Below are 20,196 nucleotides of genomic sequence, written 5' to 3'. Positions count from 1 at the left end.
ATCAGCCGATCAAGCCCCGCAGCCCGCTGGCGCGCTGCGTGCGGCGCAAGATCGCGTCGAACAGCACGGCCTGCGTGGGCGAGACCAGCGTAAAAAAGTCGCGCGCGCGCGTGATGCCCGTGTAGACCAGTTCGCGCGCCAGCATGGCGCCGCCTTCCTGCGGCAGCACCAGCACCGTGTGGCGGAATTCCGAGCCTTGCGACTTGTGCACCGTCATGGCGAACGCCGTCTCAACGTGGCGCAAGCGCGTGGCCAGCACGCTGCGCACGTTCTCGCCTTCCAGGAAATACACGCGCAGGGAGCCGGGCCGCGCAGGGTCGCGCAAGGTCAGCCCGATATCGCCATTGAACACGCCCGTGCCGTAATCGTTGCGCGTGACCATCACGGGACGGCCCACATACCATTCGCTGCGGCGTATCAGCCCTTCCTTTTCCAGCCGCAGCTCGATGGCCGTGTTCAGGCCCGCCACGCCCCACTCGCCCTCGCGCACGGCGCACAGGATGCGGAACGCTTCAAAAGCGTGCAGCACGGCGCGCACCCAGTCGTCGTGCTGCGCATAGCCCTCCTCGCCCGCATTCACCAGTTCCAGGTAGGGCTGGTAGCCGCCCGGCGCGTCGCTCCTGCCGCGCAGGGCCAGGCGCAGCACCTCGTCCGGCTGCGCGGTCACGCTCCACGCCAGCTGGCCGCCGCTCTCGCCGGCGAAACAGGCCTTGGCCAGATCCGGCCTGCCGCCGTTCACGGCCAGCGCCAGCTCGCCGATCGGACCGCTGAAACGGTGGCTGTGACGCAGCATCACCGTTTGCTGCGCCAGCGCGCCCGCCGCTCCCGCAAAGGCAGGTGGAATGGCCACGCCGCTGGCCGCCTGCGCATACGCGATGGTGTCGGCCGTATAGCCGCCCGCCTGCGCGTCGTGGCACAAGTCGCCCAGCACGGCGCCCGCTTCCACGGACGCCAGTTGATCCTTGTCGCCCAGCAGGATCAGGATCGCCGTGGGCGGCAAGGCGTCGAGCACGGACGCCATCATTTCCAGGTGCACCATCGACGCTTCATCGACGATCAGCACGTCGACCTCGAGCGGATTGCCCGCGTGGTGGGCAAAGGCGCGCGTATCGGGCCGCGCGCCCAGCAAGCTATGCAGGGTGCGGGCCGCGCCCATGCGCCGCGCCAGTTCCAGCAGGGGCAAAGTTTCCCCGACCTTTTCCGCCAAGCCGCTCAGTGCCTTGTCGATCGACTGCTTCAGCCGCGCGGCCGCCTTGCCCGTGGGCGCGGCCAGCGCGATGCGCAGCTGCTCCGGCTGCGGCGAGACGGCAAACAGCAGGGTCAAAAGGCTGGCTACCGTGTACGTCTTGCCCGTGCCGGGACCGCCCGTGATGATCGCCACCTTGCCGCGCAGAGCGACGGCGCACGCCACTTTTTGCCAGTCCGGGCCACCGTCCCGGGTCGGCTGGTCGAACAGGATGTCGAGCCATTGCCGCACCTGCGCCAGCGGCGGCGTGTTCAAATCCTGCGCGCGCAAGGCGATTTTCCCGCCCACCAGGGTCTCGTCGCGCCAGTAGCGGCGCAGGTACAGGCGGTCGCCATCGAGCACCAGCGGCTGGCGCACGTCGGCGGCGCCCACCAGCCACACCTGCGGCGCGCGGGCCAGCAGCACGCGCCAGCCAGCCGTGCTGTCGGGCAGCGGGCCGGAAACGGCCAGCACACCGTGCCACAGCTCCTCGCTCCAGCCCAGCAGCTGCGACGGTTCGCCAGCCAGGTCAGCCAGCATCAGACAGCTGTGGCCCCGCCCTTCCAGCTCGGACAGCACCACGCACGCCACGCCCACGGCGGGAGCATGCGGCGCATGCTCGTCCAGGCTGGCGATGAAGCGGGCAAAGGCGGCGCTCAGGCGGCGCAGGTGGCCCGCTTCGGCAACGCCGTCAAAGTGGGTCAACAAGGCGTCCATCTGCAAGGCATCCATCTGCTCATTATGCTGCATGGTGTTCCGTTTCTTCTAACAGTTGATCGAGGCCGTCCAGCAGTTCCAGCTGCGGCGCCAGCCAGTAGCAGCCATGCGTGTCCGCATTCGCGATACCGCGCAGGAACAGGAAAATGGCGCCGCCCAGGTGTTCGGCCGGGTCGTACGCGTCGCCGAGGCGGCTTTTCAGCAGCCGGTGCAGGGCCAGCATGTAGATGGCGCCCTGGATATCGTAGCGGTGCTGCGCCATGCCGGCCGCCAGCGCAGCCGTGTGATAGGCCGCGTCGTTGGCGCCCAGCGCATTCGACTTGTAGTCGAGCACCCAGTAGCGGCCATCCTGTTCGATGACCAGGTCGGCAAAGCCTTTCAGCATGCCGTGCAGCTGGCGCCGCGGCAGCACGGGACGCGGCGCGCCGTCGAGCAGCAGGCGCGTGCACAGCTGGTCGAGCGCCCCCGTGGACAGATGTTCGCTGGGGAACCAGAACTCCATCTCGGACAGGGTGCTATCGAGCTGCGACAGCGACGCATCGAGCAGCGGCAGCGGCGTGAGCGCGATTTCCCTGAGCCAGGCGATGGCGTCTTCCTGGCGGTGCCCCCAGCCGGCCCGCTCGCAGCGCGCGGCCAGGCGCGTGTCGAAGTGCGCCTCATGGACGCTGTCAAAACCTTCGCTGCCCATCCACTCGAGCTGCTCGTGCAGGAAATTGCCGGGCACGGAGCCGCGCGGGAAGCGGTGCCATGGCGCGTCGCCCGTCTGCAGTGGCGAGGTCGCGGGCACGCCCGTTCCATCTTCGAGCAGGGTTTCTTCCAGCGCCCGCTGCGGCACGTGCGAGGCCGCCACGGCGCCGATCTGGCGCGTCAGCGACGTGAAGCTGCCCACCGACCAGTCGCGCTCGAATTCGCCCGCGAACACGGGAGCGGGACGCAATTCAGGACGCCGCTCGACCCGGTCCAGCACCGTGCAGGCGTCGGGCTGCGCCAGGGAAGTCACGTAGATGGCGTCGCAGTCGCCCGCGACCTGCTGCCAGCGCAACAGCAATTGCTCCGCCGGCAGCTTGTCGCCGCCCGTCAGCAGGTAGCCAAGCGCCGATTCGTGCAAGGTGTTCTCGCCCGCCTTGCGCGCCGCCTGGGCGGCCACGCCCAGCCACAGGAAGTGGCGCGCGCGCGTCAGCGCCACGTATAGCAGGCGCAAGTCTTCCTCGATGCGCGCTTCCTCGACCGCCGCCATGGCCTCGTCGGACAGCGACAAGTCGAGGCGGCGTTCGCCTTTGTCATCCGCATAGTCGAAGAAACTGCGGTTGCGCTTATCCACCTTGCGCGCCGTGACGGCAAACGGCAGATACACGAGCGGGTATTCGAGGCCCTTGGATTTGTGCACGGTGATGACTTTCACCAGCTCCGCATCGCTTTCCAGGCGCAGCACGCGCTCGTCGCCGCCCTCGCCTTCGCCGGCGATCTGCTCGGCCAGCCAGCGTATCAGCGCCTGTTCGCCATCGAGCTGGCGGCTGGCCGATTGCAGCAGTTCGGCCAGGTGCAGCAGATTCGTCAAACGCCGCTCGCCGCCCGTCTGCTGCAGCAGCATGGCGGGCAATTGCAGCTCGTGGATGAAGCGGCGCAGCATGGCCAGCACGCCCTGGCGCTGCCAGATCAGGTGCAAGGCCTTCAGTTGCTCGACCCGGCGTTCCCATTCCAGTTCGTCGCTGGACAGGCGCGCCAGTTCGCCCAGCGACAGGCCGATGGTGGGCGTGGCAAACGCGGCGCGTGCCAGTCCCCCGTCGAGGGGATTGGCCAGCGCCGCCAGCCAGCGCAGCACGTCTTGCGCTTCCTCGCTGTCGACGACGGAATCCTTGTCGGACAGGTAGACGCTGGCGACCCGGCGGCGCGCCAGCGCGCGGCGGATGGCCGCCGCTTCCTTGCGGTCGCGCACGAGGATGGCGACGTCGGCCGGCTGCAGGCGCGTAAAACCATCGGGGCCATCGAAACCGGCTTGCGCATCGCCCAGCATGGCGACGATGTGCTCGGCGCAGTGCTGCGCGAAATACTCGCGGTAGCTGTCGCCGCGCAGCCCTTCATCGCTGGCGCAGGCGGCCAGCAGGGCCGGCAGCGGGCCGCCGGCGTTCACCAGGTGCTCGGCGCGGCCCTTGGCATCGACGGCTTCGAACGGCAGCGGATTGTCATTCCCTTTGCGGTAGCGGAAGGCACCAAGCGGTACTTCGTCGCGCTCCGCGTGCAGGAACAGCTGGTTGACGGCCGCCACCAGCGGCGCCGTCGAGCGGTAGTTGGTGCCCAGCTGGTAGTGGCGGCCGGTCGTCGCGCGGCGCGCCGCCAGGTAGCTCTGGATGTCGGCGCCGCGAAAGCCGTAGATCGACTGTTTCGGGTCGCCGATCAAAAACAGGCCCAGCGCCGGATCGTTGTCGGCGATGCGGTACAGCAGGTTGAAGATCTGGTACTGGGCCGGTGCCGTATCCTGGAATTCGTCGACCATGGCCAGCGGATACTGGTCGATGATGCGCTGGCGCAAGGCCGCGCCATTCTCGCCGGCCAGCGCGTCGTGCAGCCGCTGCAGCATGTCGGCAAAGCCGAACTGGCGCGACTGGCGCTTCAACTGGTCCATGCGCCGCGCGATGGCCGCCGCCGCATGCAGGTGCAGCTTGTGCGCCAGCGGCGTCAATGCGGCCAGGGCGATCCCCAGCGCCTCCGTATGCGCGAAGCACTCGGGCACCTGCGCCGTGAAACTCTTGGCAAACGCATCTTCGATGCCGAACGGCGTCAATCGTTCCCACGCCTTGGCCGTGATGGCCGGCAGCAGCAAGAGCGGGTCGTGCGCCCACTTGCGCAAGCCGTCGAACCACTTCGCCAGGTTCTCCGGCTTCATCTTGACGCCGTTGAAACACTTGGGATTGGCGGCGCGGTGGTCGTTGATCCAGGCCGCCATCTGGTCGACGCGCTCGACCCAGCCCGCCTTCAGGCTGGCCAGCTGCGCAGCCAGCGCCCGCTGTTCGCGCGAGATCAGGGCGGATAGCGGTTCTTCGTCGGCCATGCCCATGATGTCCGCGCGGCGCGCCAGCTCGCGCGCGCCCTTCTTCAGCGCCCCCACGTCGGGCCAGCAGGCCAGCAGCACGTCGAGCGCCTGCGGCGGCAAGGGATAGACTTGCTGGCGCCAGTAATCGTGGGCCGCATCCTCGAACAGCGCTTGCTCGTCGCTGACCAGCTCTTCGTCGAACAGGCTGCCGCTGTCGAACGCGTGCTCGCGCAGCATGCGCTGGCACCAGGCGTCGATGGTGAAAATGGCCGCTTCATCCATCGTCTCGGCGGCCAGCATCAGCCGGTGCGCGGCCTTTTGCCGTTCGCTCTCGTCGGGATAGGACTCCAGCAAGGCGTCGAGAAACGGGTCGCTGCCGCCGGATTCAATGCCAAATTCGTGGCGAAACTCATTACGAAAATAAGCTGCCGCCTCGATCAAGCGCTCGCGCACGCGGTTCGACAATTCGCGCGTGGCGGCGCGGGTAAATGTCATCACGAGGATGTCGGCCGGCAGCAGGGGACGCGTGAAACGGCTGTCGTCGTCGCCATGCCCCAGCACGAGCCGCACGTACAGCGCGGCGATGGTCCAGGTCTTGCCCGTGCCGGCCGAGGCCTCGATCAGACGCGAGCCATGCAGGGGGAACGCCAGGGGGTTGAGCAGATGGCTCGTCATTGTTCTTCTCCCGCGCCGTCATCGGGCGCGCTGATCGGGTCGATGGTGATGTGTTCTTGCAGCCAGTCGGCCAGCGGGCCATACAGCTCCCGCGTGCAGTCCTGCCACGCTTCCTCGGCGGCCAGCGCGGAAAACTCGGGCCACAGGCGCGCCAGGCACAGTTCATCGCGCTCGCCCGAGATATCGAAGCCGCCATCGTAGACGGCGCGCGGGTCGCCCTGCTGCACCAGCGCCAGCCCCGTCTTGCACGCCGTGGGCAGCGGATGGTTCATGCCTTCGCGCCACAGCGCCAGCAAGGTGGCCAGCGCGACGCGCGAAGCGGCCGGATCGAGCGGCGCCATGCTGACGATGGCGTCGCGCGCCACCAGGTAGCCGGTGACGGGGAAGCCGAGGGCGGCGGCGGCCAGCTGGCGCAGCCACATCAGCATCAGCTTGTCGCCGCGCGCCTGGCCGCCCTTGTCCGTCACCTTCGAGGAAATCTGCATCAGCCACGCCGTGTCCCGCCCGTTGCTGCACAATTTGTCGAGCCAGTCGTCGATCTGCACTTCGCCAAACGGCAGGTTGATGGCGCGCTTGTCGGCCGCGTACGGGAACGAGGCGCGCAAGGACAGCCACGCGCTGCGCACGGGCACCAGCGCCTCGACCAGTTGCGTCTGCACTTGCTGGCCGATCAAGCCGATGGGCAGCACGCCTTCGCGCGCCAGCTTGGCTGCGCGCGCTTCCAGGCTGGCGCGCACATCGTCCGCCGCTTCCAGGGCGCCGCCGTCGTCCAGCATGGTGTCTTCCAGCAGATAGCGCTCGAGCGCATTCAGGCCGAACGGCTCTTCATCCTCGCCCAGCATGGCGGCGTCGGCGAAATACACGCTGAGGCGGCGGCGGAAAAAGTATTTGACGGGCTGGCGCAAAAAGCTGGCCAGCTCGCCCAGCTTCAGGCGGGTGCCGGGATCGAGCTCGTAAGGGCCCAGCGGCAGCACGGCGGCCTGCGCATCCGCATCGGCATGCGCGACACGCCATTCGCGCGCATAGGTCAGCAAGCCATCGGCCTCGAAATAGCGGCGGCTGAACGGCTGCAGCGCATGCTCGGTGGTCAGCGATACCAGGTGCCGGTCCAGCGACCAGCCGGCGGCCAGGTAATCGCGCAGCTGCGATACCAGCACGGACGGCGGCTGCTCGGAATTGTCGCGCACATTGCGCCCCACCCAGCTCACGTACAGTTTGTCGCGCGCGGCCAGCAAGGCTTCCAGCATCAGATAGCGGTCGTCGTCGCGGCGCGAACGGTCGCCCGGGCGCGCCATGCCGGGCAGCGCCAGCAAGTCGAAATCGGCCTTCTGCGCGCGGCGCGGGAAATCGCCATCGTTCATGCCCAGCAGGCACACGACGCGGAACGGCACGGCGCGCATCGGCATCAGGGTGCAGAAAGTCACGCCGCCGGAGACGAATTGATGGTTCAGGGTGGGCTCGTCCAGCGCGCCCAGCCACGCCACGCGCAGCACGGACAGCGGCACCGGCTCGACGAAGCCCGCGTGTTCGCAGGTTTCCAGCCAGCCCTGCAAGGCGCCTTCGAGCTGCGCCAGGGTCAAACGGTCGCCCTCGTCGTCGGCGTCGAAAAAAGCAGCCAGCAGCGCGCGCGCCTGCACGCCCCACTCGGCTGGCGTGCGCGCGCCGGCCAGCACGGTGCGCCAGTGCAGCAGCGCCTCGACCAGTTGCGCCAGCGAGCCCGCCAGCGCCGCATCGAGGCCGCCCACTTCCGCATACGGTTCGATGCCGCCAAAGCTGGCGCCACTGCCGCTGGCATAGCCGAGCAGCATGCGCCGCACGCCGAAGATCCACGCATTCTGTTCCCCGGCCGCACCCAGCCCCAGGCCGGCGCGGTGTTCCTGGTCCAGGCCCCAGCGCACGCCCGCCCCTTCGATCCAGGCGCCCAGGGTGGCCAGGTCGTCCGGCTGCAGGCCGAAACGTGCCGCCAGCGCGGGCACGTCGAGCAAGTCGCGCACTTCGCTCTGGCGGCAGCGCTGCTGCGGCAGCTGCAGCAGCCACTCGAGCGCGACGAGCAGCGGGTTGACGCTGCGGTCCTTCACGTCGCCGATCTCGAACGGGATGAAGCGCTCGTCATTGCGCCGGTACTGGCCGAAGACGGCGTGGATGGCGGCCGTGAAGGTGTCGATGTCGGGCACCATCACCACCACGTCGCGCGGGCGCAGGCCCGTTTCGGCGCTGTGCGCGAACATGGCCAGCAGCTGGTCGTGCAGCACTTCCACTTCGCGCTGCACGCTGTGCGCCACGTGAAATTCGATCGAACGGTCGGCCGCATCGGGCGGCGTTTGCTCGTGTTCGGCCAGCGGGCGCAGTTCGCGGATGGCCACCTGCACCTGCTGCAGCAGGGTCTCGCCCGTTTCCTCGCCAAACAGGTCGATGCGCAGGCTGTCGTCGCGCCCCTCGGCTTGCGCGTGTTCGTCGAACTCGTCGAGCATGCGGATGAAATCGCGCCCTTGCCTGCCCCAGCTGGCCAGCAGCGGATGGCTGTGCGCATGCAGCGCTTCGAGCGGGATTTGCGCAAGGTCGGTGCCGTTGCGCTGCCGCTGGCGCTTGTTTTGCGCGCGCAGCAAGTCGCGCCCGTCGATGATGTCGCCCCAGTAGAACTGGCATGGATTCGGCACGGCCAGCACCACCTGCGTGTAGCGCGCCAGCGCGGCCAGCGCCTGCAAGGTCTGGTACGGCAAGGCCGACACGCCGAACAGCACGACGCGGCGCGGCAGCTTGCCGGCAGGCGCATCGCCGGCGGCAATCGCCGCCAGGAAGGCGTCGTGGATGTCGGCGCGGCCCGTGTCGCGCTCGAAAGCCTCGACGTCGGCAGCCACGGCGCGCCACAACTGCGCCTGCCAGCGCTGGTCTTCCTTCAAGACGATAGCTTCGCCGCGGGCCGTGCGCAGCTGGTCGCGCCCCGCCGCCCAGTCGGCCAGCCAGTCGGCGCGGTAGACCTGATACTGGTCGAACAAGTCGGCCAGGCGCTCGGCCAGCTGCAACCGGCGCTCGCTGTCGCCATCGGCAAGGAAGTAGCGCAACGGCGCGAAGACCGGCTCGGCCAGCAAGGACGGCAACAGGCGCATCAAACGCCAGGTCAGCGGGGATTTATCGAACGGCGACACGCGCGGCACGCGCTCGCGCCCCAGCATGCCCCGGTAGCTTTCCCACAGCAGGCGCGCCGGCAGCGCGATGCGCGTGGCGGCGCACACCCCCATCTCCTCGGCCAGGGCGATCTTCAGCCATTCGGCCACGCCGTTCGACTGCACCAGGAAGATATCCGTTTCCAGGGGGGCCAGCGGATGCTGGCGCAACCACTGGAAGACGGCGGCGCGCAGCTGTTCCAGCTGGTTGCCATGCAGGATGAGGAGGCCGGGCGTGACGGGAGTATGCATGCTGATCCGATGGGTTGCCGCGTCTCGGGCCGGGTGGCCGGAGACGTCAAACGCGTATTATCGCCGCTGCCTGCGTCAGGGGGCGTCGCTGGCGGCAAATTCCACGGAAATTTGTTCCGCCACCTGCGCCAGGGCCGGCCCCAGGGCCGTCAGCAAGGCGCGCGCCTGTTGCAGGTCGCCGCCAAGGCGCAAGCCTTCGATCGACGCGCACAGGCCGGCAAAGGCATGGGCGCCGACGGCCAGCGCCGACGATTTGCTGCGGTGGCCCAGGTCGGCCAGGCGCCCCAGGTCTTCCAGCGCCATGGCTTGCTCCATTTCGGCGATGCCGTCGCGCGCCGTGTCGAGAAACAGCTGGGTGTATTTGCGCATCTTCACGGGGTCATTGCTGAACGTGAGCGCCAGGGTGGCCAGGTCGAGGATGGCCGTATCACGCAAGTCCGGCGAGGCGGCCGATGGCGGCGCTTTCGGCACCGCCACCAGCCTGTCGCCCGCGCGCGCATGACCGATGCCGCCAATCCCGCCAATCCCGCCGCGCAGGCGAAACCATTTCGCCAGCAGGTGGAACAGCAGATTCGGGGCGATCGGCTTGGTCAGGAATTCGTCCATGCCGGCCGCCAGGCAGCGGGCGCGGTCTTCGCTGCCCGCATTGGCCGTCATGGCGATCACCAGCAGGCCGGCAAGCTGCGGGTCGGCGCGGATGCGGCGCGTCGCCTCGAAGCCGTCCATCTCCGGCATCTGCACGTCCATCAGCACGCAGTCGTAGCGCCGCTGGGCCAGCAATTCCAGCGCTTCGCGGCCATTACAGGCGACGCAGACGGTGGCGCCGGCGTCTTCCAGCAATTCGCAGCCCACCTGCTGGCTGAAGACGTTGTCTTCCACCAGCAGGATGGATGCGCCGCGGATCACGCCCAGCACTTCCGGCTCCACTTCGGCGATGCGCTCGTCGCTGGCCTGCGCACTTTTCTCCAGGCGCGCCGTGAACCAGAAGGTGCTGCCCAGGCCAGGCTGGCTGTACACGCCCACCTTGCCGCCCATGAGCTCCACCAGCTGCTTGCTGATCACCAGCCCCAGGCCGCTGCCGCCATACTTGCGCGTGGTCGACGGGTCGGCCTGGTGGAAGGAGCGGAACAGCTGCGCCACCTCTTCCTGATTCATGCCGATGCCGCGGTCCTGCACTTCGAAGCGCAGCATGCCGTGGCTGCCCCGCTCCTCGGACTGGCGCACGCGCACGAAGATGCTGCCATTGTCGGAAAACTTGATGGCGTTGCTGGTCAGGTTCAGCAAGACCTGCTCCAGGCGCAGCGGGTCGCCGCGCCAGCGCTGCGGCAGCTCCGGCGCGATATCGAACTGCAGCGCCAGGCCCTTGACGGCGGCCGCGTCGCCGAGCTGGCTGGCGATGTTCGCCAGCAGGGTATCGAGACGGAAGTCCAGCACTTCCAGTTCCAGCTTGCCCGCCTCGATCTTGGAAAAGTCGAGGATATCGTTGATCAGGCCCAGCAAGTGCTGCCCCGAATGGAATATCTTCTGCAGATAGTCGCGCTGGCGCGCATCGGCCACGGATTTCAGCGCCAGGTGCGCCATGCCGATGATGCTGTTCATCGGCGTGCGGATTTCATGGCTCATGTTCGACAGGAAGTCGCTCTTGGCCTGGCTGGCCGCGTCGGCCTGTTCCTTCAGGCGGTGCAATTCCGTCACGTCGGTGGACAGACCGATCAGGCCCGTGACGGGACCGGGCAAGCCCAGCGGTACCTTCACGCTCCACAGGTGATGCACCTGGCCCTGCGCATCGACGAAGCGCTCCTCGCCGACGAACTTGGCGCCGCTGTCGAACACCTGGCGCTCCGTGCGCTGCACGGACGCCGCCGCATCGCCGAGCATCAATTCGCCATCCTGGCGGCCGATCAGCTGCTCCACCGAACGGCCCAGTATCTTCGCCGTGCGCGCATTCACGTAGCGGTAGCGCAGGTCGGCATCCTTCATGTAGACGTAGGCGTCGACGCTGTCGAGCACCGTATCGAGCAGGGTGCGCTGCGCCACCGCGTTGCGGCGCGAACGGTACAGGGTAAAGATGTAGCCATAAATGAGCAGGGTGCCGGCCACGCCGACGGCCAGCGCCAGCCACGGGAAATAGCGGTCGAAGGGACTGTACAGCTCCGCCTTGCGCACGCGGAAATGGGCTTTCCACAGGCCGCCCTGGTACGCCACGGGCAGCACCTGGTCGAAATAGTCGGCATCGCTGCCCGGTTGCGGCGGCGTCGCCGCCAGGTCGCCGTCATCGTTGAACAGCAGGCGGTCCTGCGGCGTGATGCGCAGGGCGCCATCGGCGGGCGTCGCGTCGGCAGCGCTGTACAGGGTCAGGTGCAGCGGCTCCAGGGCGCTGCGTTCGAGCGCGCTGTGCACCAGCTGCGCCACGCCAAAGCCGATGCCGACGGAACCCTGATAGGCGGCGCGGCGCTCGGCCACGCTGCCTTGCGGCATGCCGTTGCGGTACACGGGCAGGCGCATGCCCAGGCCCACGTGCGCGGGCGGCCCCTTGATCATGATCACCTGGCCAGACGCGCTGACTTCGCCGCTGTCGCGCGCCTGCGCCAGGGACTGCGCCACCAGCGGGTTGGCGCCGATATCGACGCCCATGCGTTCGGCCAGCAGGGAATCGGGTTCCAGATAGGTGAGCACCGCGTATTCCGGCCGCTCCCCCGCGGGACGGATGGTGAAGGCGGGATAGCCGCGCGGCGCCAGGCTGGTGTCGCGGCGCACTGCCTCGATGAAGGCCGCGCGCTGCGCCGACGGCACGGCCACCGCGTAATTGACCGATTCGATGGCCGGGAACTGGCGCGCGATATCGAGGCCGGCCACGTAATCGTGAAACTGCCGGCGCGTCAGCTGCTCGCTCGTGCGAAACAGGGCTTCGAGACCGCGCAGCAGGTCGGAATAGCTTTTTACGCGCGTGATCAGGCTATGCTGGGCGCCATGCGTGAGGTTGTCGAAACGCTGTTCGGCATCGTCATCGACCGTGCGCGCCGCGCCCGCATACAGGGCGCCGCCCACCGCCAACGCCAGCAGCAAGCCCCCCGCCCATATCCTGATGCCTGATCCCGCCCCGCGCTTGCTCAAAGTGTGCATTGTCGATCGCTTATTCCGGTTTCCTTGAATGTGCGGCGCCCCGGCCGCCCAGCAAGTACGAGGATACTATCAAAGCCCCTGTGCGACGCACCTGTACATGAAAAAAAGCGCGTTCGATGGTTGCCCTGGAAAACACCTGGCGCCTAGGCACCCCGCAGCGCCCCGGCCAGGAAGTCGCAAAAGGCGCGCACCTTTTCCTGCACGTGGCGTCCGTCGGGCGTCAGGGCATACACGCCGCGCCTGGCCATGCCGTGCGATGGCAGCACGCGCACCAGGGCGCCGCTGGCCAGCAGCGGCGCGGCGACAAACGACGGCAGCGCGCCCACGCCGATGCCCGCCGCCAGCATGTCGGCCAGCAGCAGGCTGCTGTCGGCGGAAAAGCGCACGGGCAGGACGATGCTGCTGTTCCCTTCCGGGCCGTCCAGCTGCCAGACGCCGGGGCTGTCGGCCAAGCGGTAAGCCAGGCAATCGTGGCCGTGCAGGTCCTGCGCCAGCCGGGGCGTGCCGCGCCGCGCCAGATAGGCGGGCGATGCGCAAATCATTTGTTCGACATCGCCCAGGCGGCGCGCCACCAGGGACGAATCGGCCAGCGCGGCGCGGATGCGCAGCGACACGTCATAGCCCTCGCCCACCACGTCGCGCAGGCGGTCGTCCAGGGTCATCTCGATTCTCACTTCCGGATGGCGCGCCATGAAGACCGGCAGCAGCGGCGACAGCACCTTCAAGCCAAACGACAGCGGCGCATTCACGCGCAAGCGCCCCGCCACCTTGCCGGTGCAGCCGCGCGTGGCCAGTTCCAGCGCGTCGATTTCATCGAGCAGGCGGCAGCATTCCAGATAATAGGCGCGCCCGCCGTCCGACAAACTCATGCGCCGTGTCGTGCGCACCAGCAGCACCGTACCCAGATGCGCCTCCAACTGGCGCACCTGCTTGCTGATGGCCGCCGCCGACTGGTTCAGGTCCAGCGCCGCCTTGCTGAAGCTGTCGCGCTCGACCACCTTGCGAAACACGCGCATGTGCGCCAGGACATCCATGATTCTTTCCTTGCAGTTGAATATCTTATTATTTTATCGCTGATTATCATTGGAATTGAAAATAATATGATGGCGGCTTCTTCATTCATGTCACGCAAGGAGTACCCCATGTTCAAACCATCCGCCACCCTGGCCACCCTGTTGCTGGCGCTGCTGGCCGGCGTAGTGCAAGCCGCCCCGGCCACCGCCCTTCCCGAAGTGGGCATCAGCCCCTGGGGCCCGAAAGACGAGATCGGCAGCCTGAACCTGATGACGGCCGCCTCGCGCGCCGCCATCCTGGCCCGCATCGACGGCGGCAAGAGCTACGACCTGGCCGTCGATTTCTATGTCGGCATGCCCAGCTGGCAGGCGGCAGGCGACCCGCCCTACCAGATGTGGATGACGCACACGCCGAAGGGCAACGTGGTGGCCGACTCGATGAACGTGGGCGAACAGATGAACCGCCACGTCAGTTACACGGGCTCGGCCGTGTCCATGTATGCGCACATGGGCACGCATATCGACGCGCTCAACCACTTCGGCTTGAACGGCAAGATCTGGAACGGTTTTACGGAAGAGCAATACCTGGGCGACCGGGGCTGGACCGTGACGGGCGCGGAAAAACTGCCGCCCATCGTCGCGCGCGGCGTGCTGATCGACGTGGCCGTGGCCAAGGGATTACAGCAGCTGCCCGACAATTACCGCGTGACGCGGCAGGATTTGCGCGCGGCGCTGGCGCAACAGAAGGTGACGCTGGAAAAAGGCGACGTGGTGCTGATACGCACGGGCCGCATGCAGCACTATGAGCAGGCGCAAGCCTACATGGCGAACCCGCCCGGCCTGTCGCTGGACGCGGCGAAATTCCTCGTGGAAGATGGCGGCGCCATGGTGGTGGGCGCGGACAACCTCAGTTTCGAGGCGTTTCCCTCCGAAGTGACCGGCAATTACCTGCCCGTGCACACGTATCTGCTGGCGCAGCAGGGCACGCCCATCCTGGAACTGGTCGACCTGGAAGGCTTGTCGCGCGACAAGGTCTACCAGTTTGCCTTCATCGGCGCCTCGCTGAAATTCCGCGGCGGCGACGCGGCGCCCATCCGTCCCGTGGCCCTGCCGATCCGCTAAATCACACGGCCGCGGCCAGCAAGGCGCCATGGTCGTCCCAGGCATCGGCGCAGCGCACCACCTCGCCCACGACGATGATGCTGGGGCTGCCCAGGCCGCTGGCCAGCAAATCGTCCGGCAAGCGCTGCAAGGTGCTCAGCAGTTGGCGTTGCGCCGGCAAGCTGGCCGATTGCACCACGGCCACGGCCGTGCCGGGCGCCATGCCGCCAGCCAGCAAGCCGGCCTGGATGGCCGCCACCCTGGCCACGCCCATGTAGATGACGAGCGTCAGGCCGCTTTGCGCCAGCGCAAGCCAGTTCGGTTCGGACGCGCTATCCTTGCCGTGACCCGTGACGAAAATGGCGCCCTGGCTCCAGCCGCGGTGCGTCAGCGGCACGCCGATGCTGGACGGTGCAGCCAGGCCGCTGCTGATACCAGGGATCACCTCGACGGCCACGCCGTGGTTGCGCAGATAGGCGCGCTCTTCGCCGCCGCGCCCGAACAGATAGGGGTCGCCCCCTTTCAGCCTTACCACGTGCAGGCCGGCGCGCGCTTCAGCCAGCATCAGGCGCTCGATGAAGGCTTGCGGCGTGGAAGCACAACCGCCCCGCTTGCCCACCTCGACCACGCGCACGCCGGGCGCCGCATGCGCGAGGATGGCCGGATTGACGAGGTCGTCGATCAGCACCACGTCGGCCCGCGCGATGGCCTTCACGGCCTTGATGGTCAGCAAGTCCGGATCGCCGGGACCGGCGCCGACCAGGGTCACGCTTCCAAGTTGCGCCATGATGAACTCTCCAATCAGAAAAAATGGCCGATGGCAAACGATGCCGCGTACGCTTCCGGCGCGCTGCCGTCCCACACGACGCCGTCGCACAGGGTCGAGCTGCGCAGCGGTGACGACGGCAAGGGCGTGGCCGTCATTTCCGCCGCCTGACGGTACAGGTCGATGCGGTTGACTTGCCTAGCCACCGCCAGGTAATCGGGTTCGTCGCGCAGCAAGCCCCAGCGCCGGTGCTGGGTCATGAACCACATGCCGTCCGACAGGTAGGGGAAATTGACGGCGCCGGCGCCGTAAAACTTCAAACCGTGCGCCTCATCCCACGTCTTGCCCAGACCATCCTGATAATGACCGAGGATGCGCGGCGCCAGCGTTTCCTGCGGCGTATTCAGATAAGCAGGCTCGGCCAGGGTGGCCGCCATGGCCAGCCGGTTGGCATCGCTGGCGTCGATCCAGCGCCCCGCCTCGAGCACGGCGGCGATCAGGGCGCGACAACTGTTCGGATGCTGGTGCGCAAACGCGGCGCTGGTGCCCAGCACCTTGCCCGGATGGTCGGGCCAGATGGCGCCGCTGGTGGTGGCCGTCACGCCCACGCCATCGACGATGGCCTTGTAGCCCCATGGTTCGCCCGCGCAAAAGCCATCCATCTGCCCCGCGCGCAAGGCGGCCACCATCTGCGACGGCGGCACCGTCATCACGCGCGCGTCGCGCAGCGGATCGATGCCCTGCGCGGCCAGCCAGTATTGCAACAGCATCGCGTGGTTGCCGGTCGGGAAAGTATGCGCAAACGCAAAGGGCCGCGCCGCGCCGCGCATGTGCCGCGCCAATGTGGGGCCATCGTGGGCGCCCTCGCGCGCCAGCGCCGCCGACAGGGTGACGGCCTGGCCGCTGTGATTGAGATTCATCAATACAGCCATATCGTGCCGCTGCCCGCCAATACCCATCTGCACGCCATACACGAGACCGTACAACACGTGGGCAGCGTCGAGCTCGCCGCTATTCAATTTGTCGCGCACGCCGGCCCACGACATCTCCCGGCTCAGTTCGATCTTGATGCCGTATTTTTCATCCAGGCCCAGCTTTGAAGCCATCACCAGCGAGGCGCAATCGGTCAGCGGCAGGTAGCCGATGCGTATCGTCTGTTTTTCCGGCTGCAGTGGGCGCGTCGGGTGGGCATTGGCGCCCGCTTGCTGTGTCATACCATTCCTTGCTGATAAATACTGTTTTGCCGTGCCGACATGGGCAAGGTCATGCCCATCCAGCAGCAAGGACCGTGCCTGTGCATGCCCTGTCCCAGGCAGCTGGAAGCGCACCGGAATGGTGCACTGCACCAGCATGTGTCAGGAAATGGACGATTCATCCCAGCAAGTCCTCCACGTCGAGGATGCGCTGGGCAATGTCCGCCAGCTTGAGTTTCTTGTTCATTGCCATGCTGCGCAAGCGCTGGTAAGCCTGGTCTTCCGTCAAGCCGTGATGCGTCATCAACAGGCCCTTGGCCCGTTCGATCACCTTGCGCTCAAACAACTTGTGCCGCGTGTCGAGCAATTCGGCGCGCAATTTTTCTTCCTGGCGAAAGCGCGCCAGCGCCACGTTCAGCACGGGCAAGATGCGCTCGGCATGCAAGCCGGCCACGATATAGGCGGACACGCCGGCCGCCATGGCCGCATCGATGCTGGCCGTGGCGCCGTCTTCCGTAAACAGCACGATGGGACGGCGCTCGTCGCGCGTGGCGATGACGATGTGCTCGAGCACGTCGCGCGCGTCCGATTCGGCGTCGATGATGATGAGGTCAGGCTGCAGTTGCGCGATGCGCTCGGGAAGGTAAAGGTCGGCTGGCAGGGAGGCGACGATGTCGAAGCCCGATTCCAGCAAGCCGATGCGCAGGGCATTGCCGCGCTGCACCTGGGCAGCCAGGGCCGCATTCTCGTGCACGCCGTGCTCGACAATGGTGTTGACGACAACGATGCGCAAAGGCTGGGTACGGCTGGACGTCATGGGAGCGATCTGCAATGGCTAAACAATTAGCCATTGCAGTAAGCAAGAAGCGAACCAGCCGGTTTTACAGCGGATTTTACTTCAAGGTCGGCATGGCAAACTCGGCGCCCGCCGCCGTCGATGCCGGCCAGCGCTGCGTGACGGCCTTCTGTTTCGTGTAGAAGCGCACCGATTCCGGGCCGTGCGCGTGATGGTCGCCGAACAGGCTGCGCTTCCAGCCGCCGAAGCTGTGGAAGGCCATCGGCACGGGGATCGGCACGTTGACGCCTACCATCCCGACTTGCACGCGGTGCGTGTACTCGCGCGCCGTGTTGCCGTCGCGCGTATAGATCGCCGTGCCGTTGCCGTACTCGTGCGCGTTGACCAGGTCCAGCGCCGTGGCGAAATCGGGCACGCGCACGATGCAGAGGACGGGGCCGAAGATTTCCTCTTTATAGATCGTCATGTCCGGCGTGACGTGGTCGAACAGGCTGCCGCCGAGGAAAAAGCCCTGTTCATGGCCGGGCAAGACGAAACCGCGCCCGTCGGCCACCAGCTTGGCGCCTTCCTTGACGCCCGTGGCGATGTAGCCGGCAATTTTGTCCTTGTGCACTTGCGTGACGACAGGCCCCATTTCCGCCTGTAAATCCATGCCTTGCGTAATCTTCAGGGCCGCAATACGGGGCACCAGCGCCTCGACCAATTGATCCGCGACATTGCCCACCGCCACGACGACGGAAATGGCCATGCAGCGCTCGCCAGCCGAACCGAAAGCGGCGCCCATCAGGGCGTCGACCGTCTGCGGAATGTCCGCGTCGGGCATGACGACCATGTGGTTTTTCGCCCCGCCCAAGGCTTGCACGCGCTTGCCCTGCGCACAGCCGGTGGCGTAGATGTATTCGGCAATCGGCGTGGAACCGACGAAACTGACGGCGCGCACGTCCGGGTGGTGCAGCAAGCCATCCACGGCTTCCTTGTCGCCCTGCACCACGTTGAAGACGCCGTCCGGCAAGCCGGCGTCCGTCAACAGCTGCGCCAGCAGCAGGCTGGCCGACGGGTCGCGCTCCGACGGTTTCAAGACGAAGGTATTGCCGCAGGCGATCGCCATCGGAAACATCCACATCGGCACCATCACGGGGAAATTGAACGGCGTGATGCCGACGCAGACACCGAGGGCCTGGCGGATCGACCAGGCGTCGATGCCGCCGGCCACTTGCTCCGAATATTCGCCCTTCATCAGCTGCGGGATGCCGCAGGCAAATTCCACCACTTCGATGCCGCGCGTGACTTCCCCTTTGGCATCCGTGAACACCTTGCCGTGTTCGGCCGTGATCAGGGCCGCCAATTGATCCGCATGTTCTTCCAGCAACTCCTTGAACTTGAACATGACGCGGGCGCGGCGCAGGGGCGAGGTCTGCGACCAGGCGGGAAAGGCCGCATGGGCGGCGGCCACGGCCGCATTCAGCTCGGAAGGCGTCGCCAGCGATACTTTCGCCGTGACGGCGCCCGTAGCGGGGTTGAACACGTCGCTGGTGCGCTCGGAGCGCGACGCCATGGGGTTGCCACCAATAAAGTGGCCGATCATCGGGGTAGTCATTGTCTTGTCCTTGTTATTTCGTCATCAGCCAGTCATGGGCCGGGTCGTTTTTAAAGTGCCACACGCGTTTCGGGCCGGCCATCACGTTCAGGTAATAGCCATCGTAGCCATACGGCACGGTGACGGGGTGGTAACCCCTGGGCACCATCACCACGTCGTGGTTTTCCACGGCCATGGCTTCGTCGATGCTGCGGTCGTCCGTGTAGACGCGTTGGTACGCAAAGCCCTGCTCGGGATTGAGGCGGTGGTAATACGTTTCTTCCAGCGAACTTTCCAGCGGGATATTGTCGCTGTCGTGCTTGTGCGGCGGATAGCTGGACGAATGGCCGGACGGCGTGACCACTTCCACCACCAGCAAGCCATCGGCCTCGGCCGTCTGCGGCAGGATGTCGCACACATAACGGGTGTTCGCGCCCTTGCCGCGCACGGAACGCGTCATCGACTGCGGGTCGATCAGGCGCGCCGGGCGATGGGTCGTAGCCGGCGCACTGCACAGCGCCACTTCCGCGTCGCTCACGGCCGTGATGCCGACCGTGGTTTCCAGCGGCGCATACACGGCGTAGGGCGAGACGTCTTCAAACACGCTCTGGCGATTGCCGATGGCTTCCCAGGTCTGCCCGCCCGCCTGCACGGTGACCGTGCCCGTCAGCACGACGAGGCACAGTTCGCGGCTGCCCGTCTCCAAAGTCAGCTGTTCGCCTGCCGCCAGACGGTGCGCGGCGAAGCCCACGTGCGTCCAGCCGGCCGACTCTGGCGTCACTTCGACGATGGCCGAACCGGCCCTAGCCTTGACCAGCAGCGGGCTCATGCCGCCTCCCGTTTCAATCGCGGAATCGCGTCGACCAGGCGTGCCAGGTAATCGTGGCCCATCTTGGCGTACTGATAACTGGGGGCCACGGCCGGATCTTGCTCCGCTTCCACCACCAGCCAGCCTTCATAACCGTGCAGATACAGGCGCGTCAGGATGGCCGGAAAATCGATGCTGCCGTCGCCGGGCACGCTGAAAGCGCCATTGATGACGGCTTGCAGGAAACTCCAGTGGCCATTTCTCGCCAGCTTCACCACATTGGGGCGCACATCCTTGCAATGCACGTGGCAGATGCGATCGATGTGCTTGTTCAAGACCGCCAGCGCATCGCCGCCGGCAAAGGTGATGTGGCCCGTGTCGAACAGCAAGCCCACTTGCGGTCCCGTCAAGGCCATCAACTGGTCCACGTCCGCCGGGGTTTCCACGTAGGCGCCCATGTGGTGGTGGTAGGCCAGGCGCACGCCGTGGTCGAGCAAGTGTTTCGCAAACGCCGTCAATTTGTCCGCATAGTCCTGCCATTGCTGCGGCGACTGGAAGCGCGGACGTTTATACAACGGGCGGGCTTCGCCCTGGATGGCGTCCGCCACTTCGCCGTACACCATGACGGTGGCCCCGCTGTCGGCCAGCAAGCGCAGATGCGGCCCGACGGCGGCAATCTCCTCTTCCACGGACCGGTGCGCCAGCCGTCCCGAATACCAGCCGGAAACACAGGCGAGATGGTATTTGCCCAGCACG

12 protein-coding genes are annotated in these 20,196 nt (G+C 66.8%); 1 reads left to right on the top strand and 11 read right to left on the bottom strand.

Annotated elements, in window-relative coordinates; genetic code table 11:
* Nucleotide 1 precedes the first annotated feature (1 nt).
* From recD to VPH40_RS00040, 5 genes are all read right to left on the bottom strand, one after another.
* Nucleotides 2–1,975, bottom strand: a complete 1,974-nt coding sequence (gene recD / locus VPH40_RS00060) for an exodeoxyribonuclease V subunit alpha (RefSeq protein WP_328572289.1) — start codon at nucleotides 1,973–1,975, stop codon at nucleotides 2–4.
* Nucleotides 1,965–5,648, bottom strand: coding sequence for an exodeoxyribonuclease V subunit beta (recB, locus tag VPH40_RS00055; protein WP_328572288.1), 3,684 nt, complete (start codon nucleotides 5,646–5,648; stop codon nucleotides 1,965–1,967). Before recB ends, recD begins: the two co-directional genes overlap by 11 nt.
* Complete coding sequence (gene recC, locus VPH40_RS00050) at nucleotides 5,645–9,064, bottom strand: exodeoxyribonuclease V subunit gamma (RefSeq protein WP_328572287.1); 3,420 nt, start codon at nucleotides 9,062–9,064, stop codon at nucleotides 5,645–5,647. The genes recB and recC overlap by 4 nt, the downstream gene beginning before the upstream one ends.
* 75 nt (nucleotides 9,065–9,139) lie before the next feature.
* A complete protein-coding gene (locus VPH40_RS00045) occupies nucleotides 9,140–12,187 on the bottom strand; it encodes a CHASE domain-containing protein (protein ID WP_305051604.1) in 3,048 nt (1,015 codons plus the stop codon).
* Between the two features lie 143 nt (nucleotides 12,188–12,330).
* Nucleotides 12,331–13,221 (bottom strand): LysR family transcriptional regulator, encoded by an 891-nt coding sequence (locus VPH40_RS00040; protein ID WP_251349192.1) that lies wholly within the window; start codon nucleotides 13,219–13,221, stop codon nucleotides 12,331–12,333.
* A gap of 108 nt (nucleotides 13,222–13,329) precedes the next feature.
* Here VPH40_RS00040 and VPH40_RS00035 point away from each other — a divergent pair, with 108 nt between their 5' ends.
* The gene (locus VPH40_RS00035; protein ID WP_328572286.1) at nucleotides 13,330–14,322 is read left to right on the top strand and encodes a cyclase family protein; all 993 of its coding nucleotides are present in this window, start codon (nucleotides 13,330–13,332) and stop codon (nucleotides 14,320–14,322) included.
* Nucleotide 14,323: 1 nt separating this feature from the next.
* On the opposite strand, the gene cobA is transcribed toward VPH40_RS00035, so the two are convergent.
* From cobA to iolE, 6 genes are all read right to left on the bottom strand, one after another.
* Entirely contained in the window at nucleotides 14,324–15,088 is a 765-nt protein-coding gene (gene cobA / locus VPH40_RS00030) for a uroporphyrinogen-III C-methyltransferase (RefSeq protein ID WP_305061572.1), read from the bottom strand.
* Between the two features lie 14 nt (nucleotides 15,089–15,102).
* Complete coding sequence (locus VPH40_RS00025) at nucleotides 15,103–16,281, bottom strand: CmpA/NrtA family ABC transporter substrate-binding protein (RefSeq protein WP_289913942.1); 1,179 nt, start codon at nucleotides 16,279–16,281, stop codon at nucleotides 15,103–15,105.
* Between the two features lie 157 nt (nucleotides 16,282–16,438).
* Nucleotides 16,439–17,077 (bottom strand): ANTAR domain-containing response regulator, encoded by a 639-nt coding sequence (locus VPH40_RS00020; protein WP_099664422.1) that lies wholly within the window; start codon nucleotides 17,075–17,077, stop codon nucleotides 16,439–16,441.
* 76 nt (nucleotides 17,078–17,153) lie between these two features.
* Nucleotides 17,154–18,653: a CoA-acylating methylmalonate-semialdehyde dehydrogenase gene (locus VPH40_RS00015; RefSeq protein ID WP_328572285.1), complete on the bottom strand. Its 1,500-nt coding sequence runs from the start codon at nucleotides 18,651–18,653 to the stop codon at nucleotides 17,154–17,156.
* 13 nt (nucleotides 18,654–18,666) lie between these two features.
* Nucleotides 18,667–19,461, bottom strand: a complete 795-nt coding sequence (gene iolB, locus VPH40_RS00010; protein WP_328572284.1) for a 5-deoxy-glucuronate isomerase — start codon at nucleotides 19,459–19,461, stop codon at nucleotides 18,667–18,669.
* On the bottom strand, nucleotides 19,458–20,196 hold a 739-nt coding region (iolE, locus tag VPH40_RS00005; protein ID WP_328572283.1), incomplete at its 5' end, for a myo-inosose-2 dehydratase. The genes iolB and iolE, both read right to left, overlap by 4 nt.

Origin of the sequence: Janthinobacterium sp. P210005, assembly GCF_036231865.1 — a bacterium.
GTDB lineage: Bacteria > Pseudomonadota > Gammaproteobacteria > Burkholderiales > Burkholderiaceae_D > Janthinobacterium > Janthinobacterium kumbetense.
The sequence above is the reverse complement of the archived record's forward strand: the minus strand, read 5'-3'. Positions and strand labels throughout refer to the sequence as shown.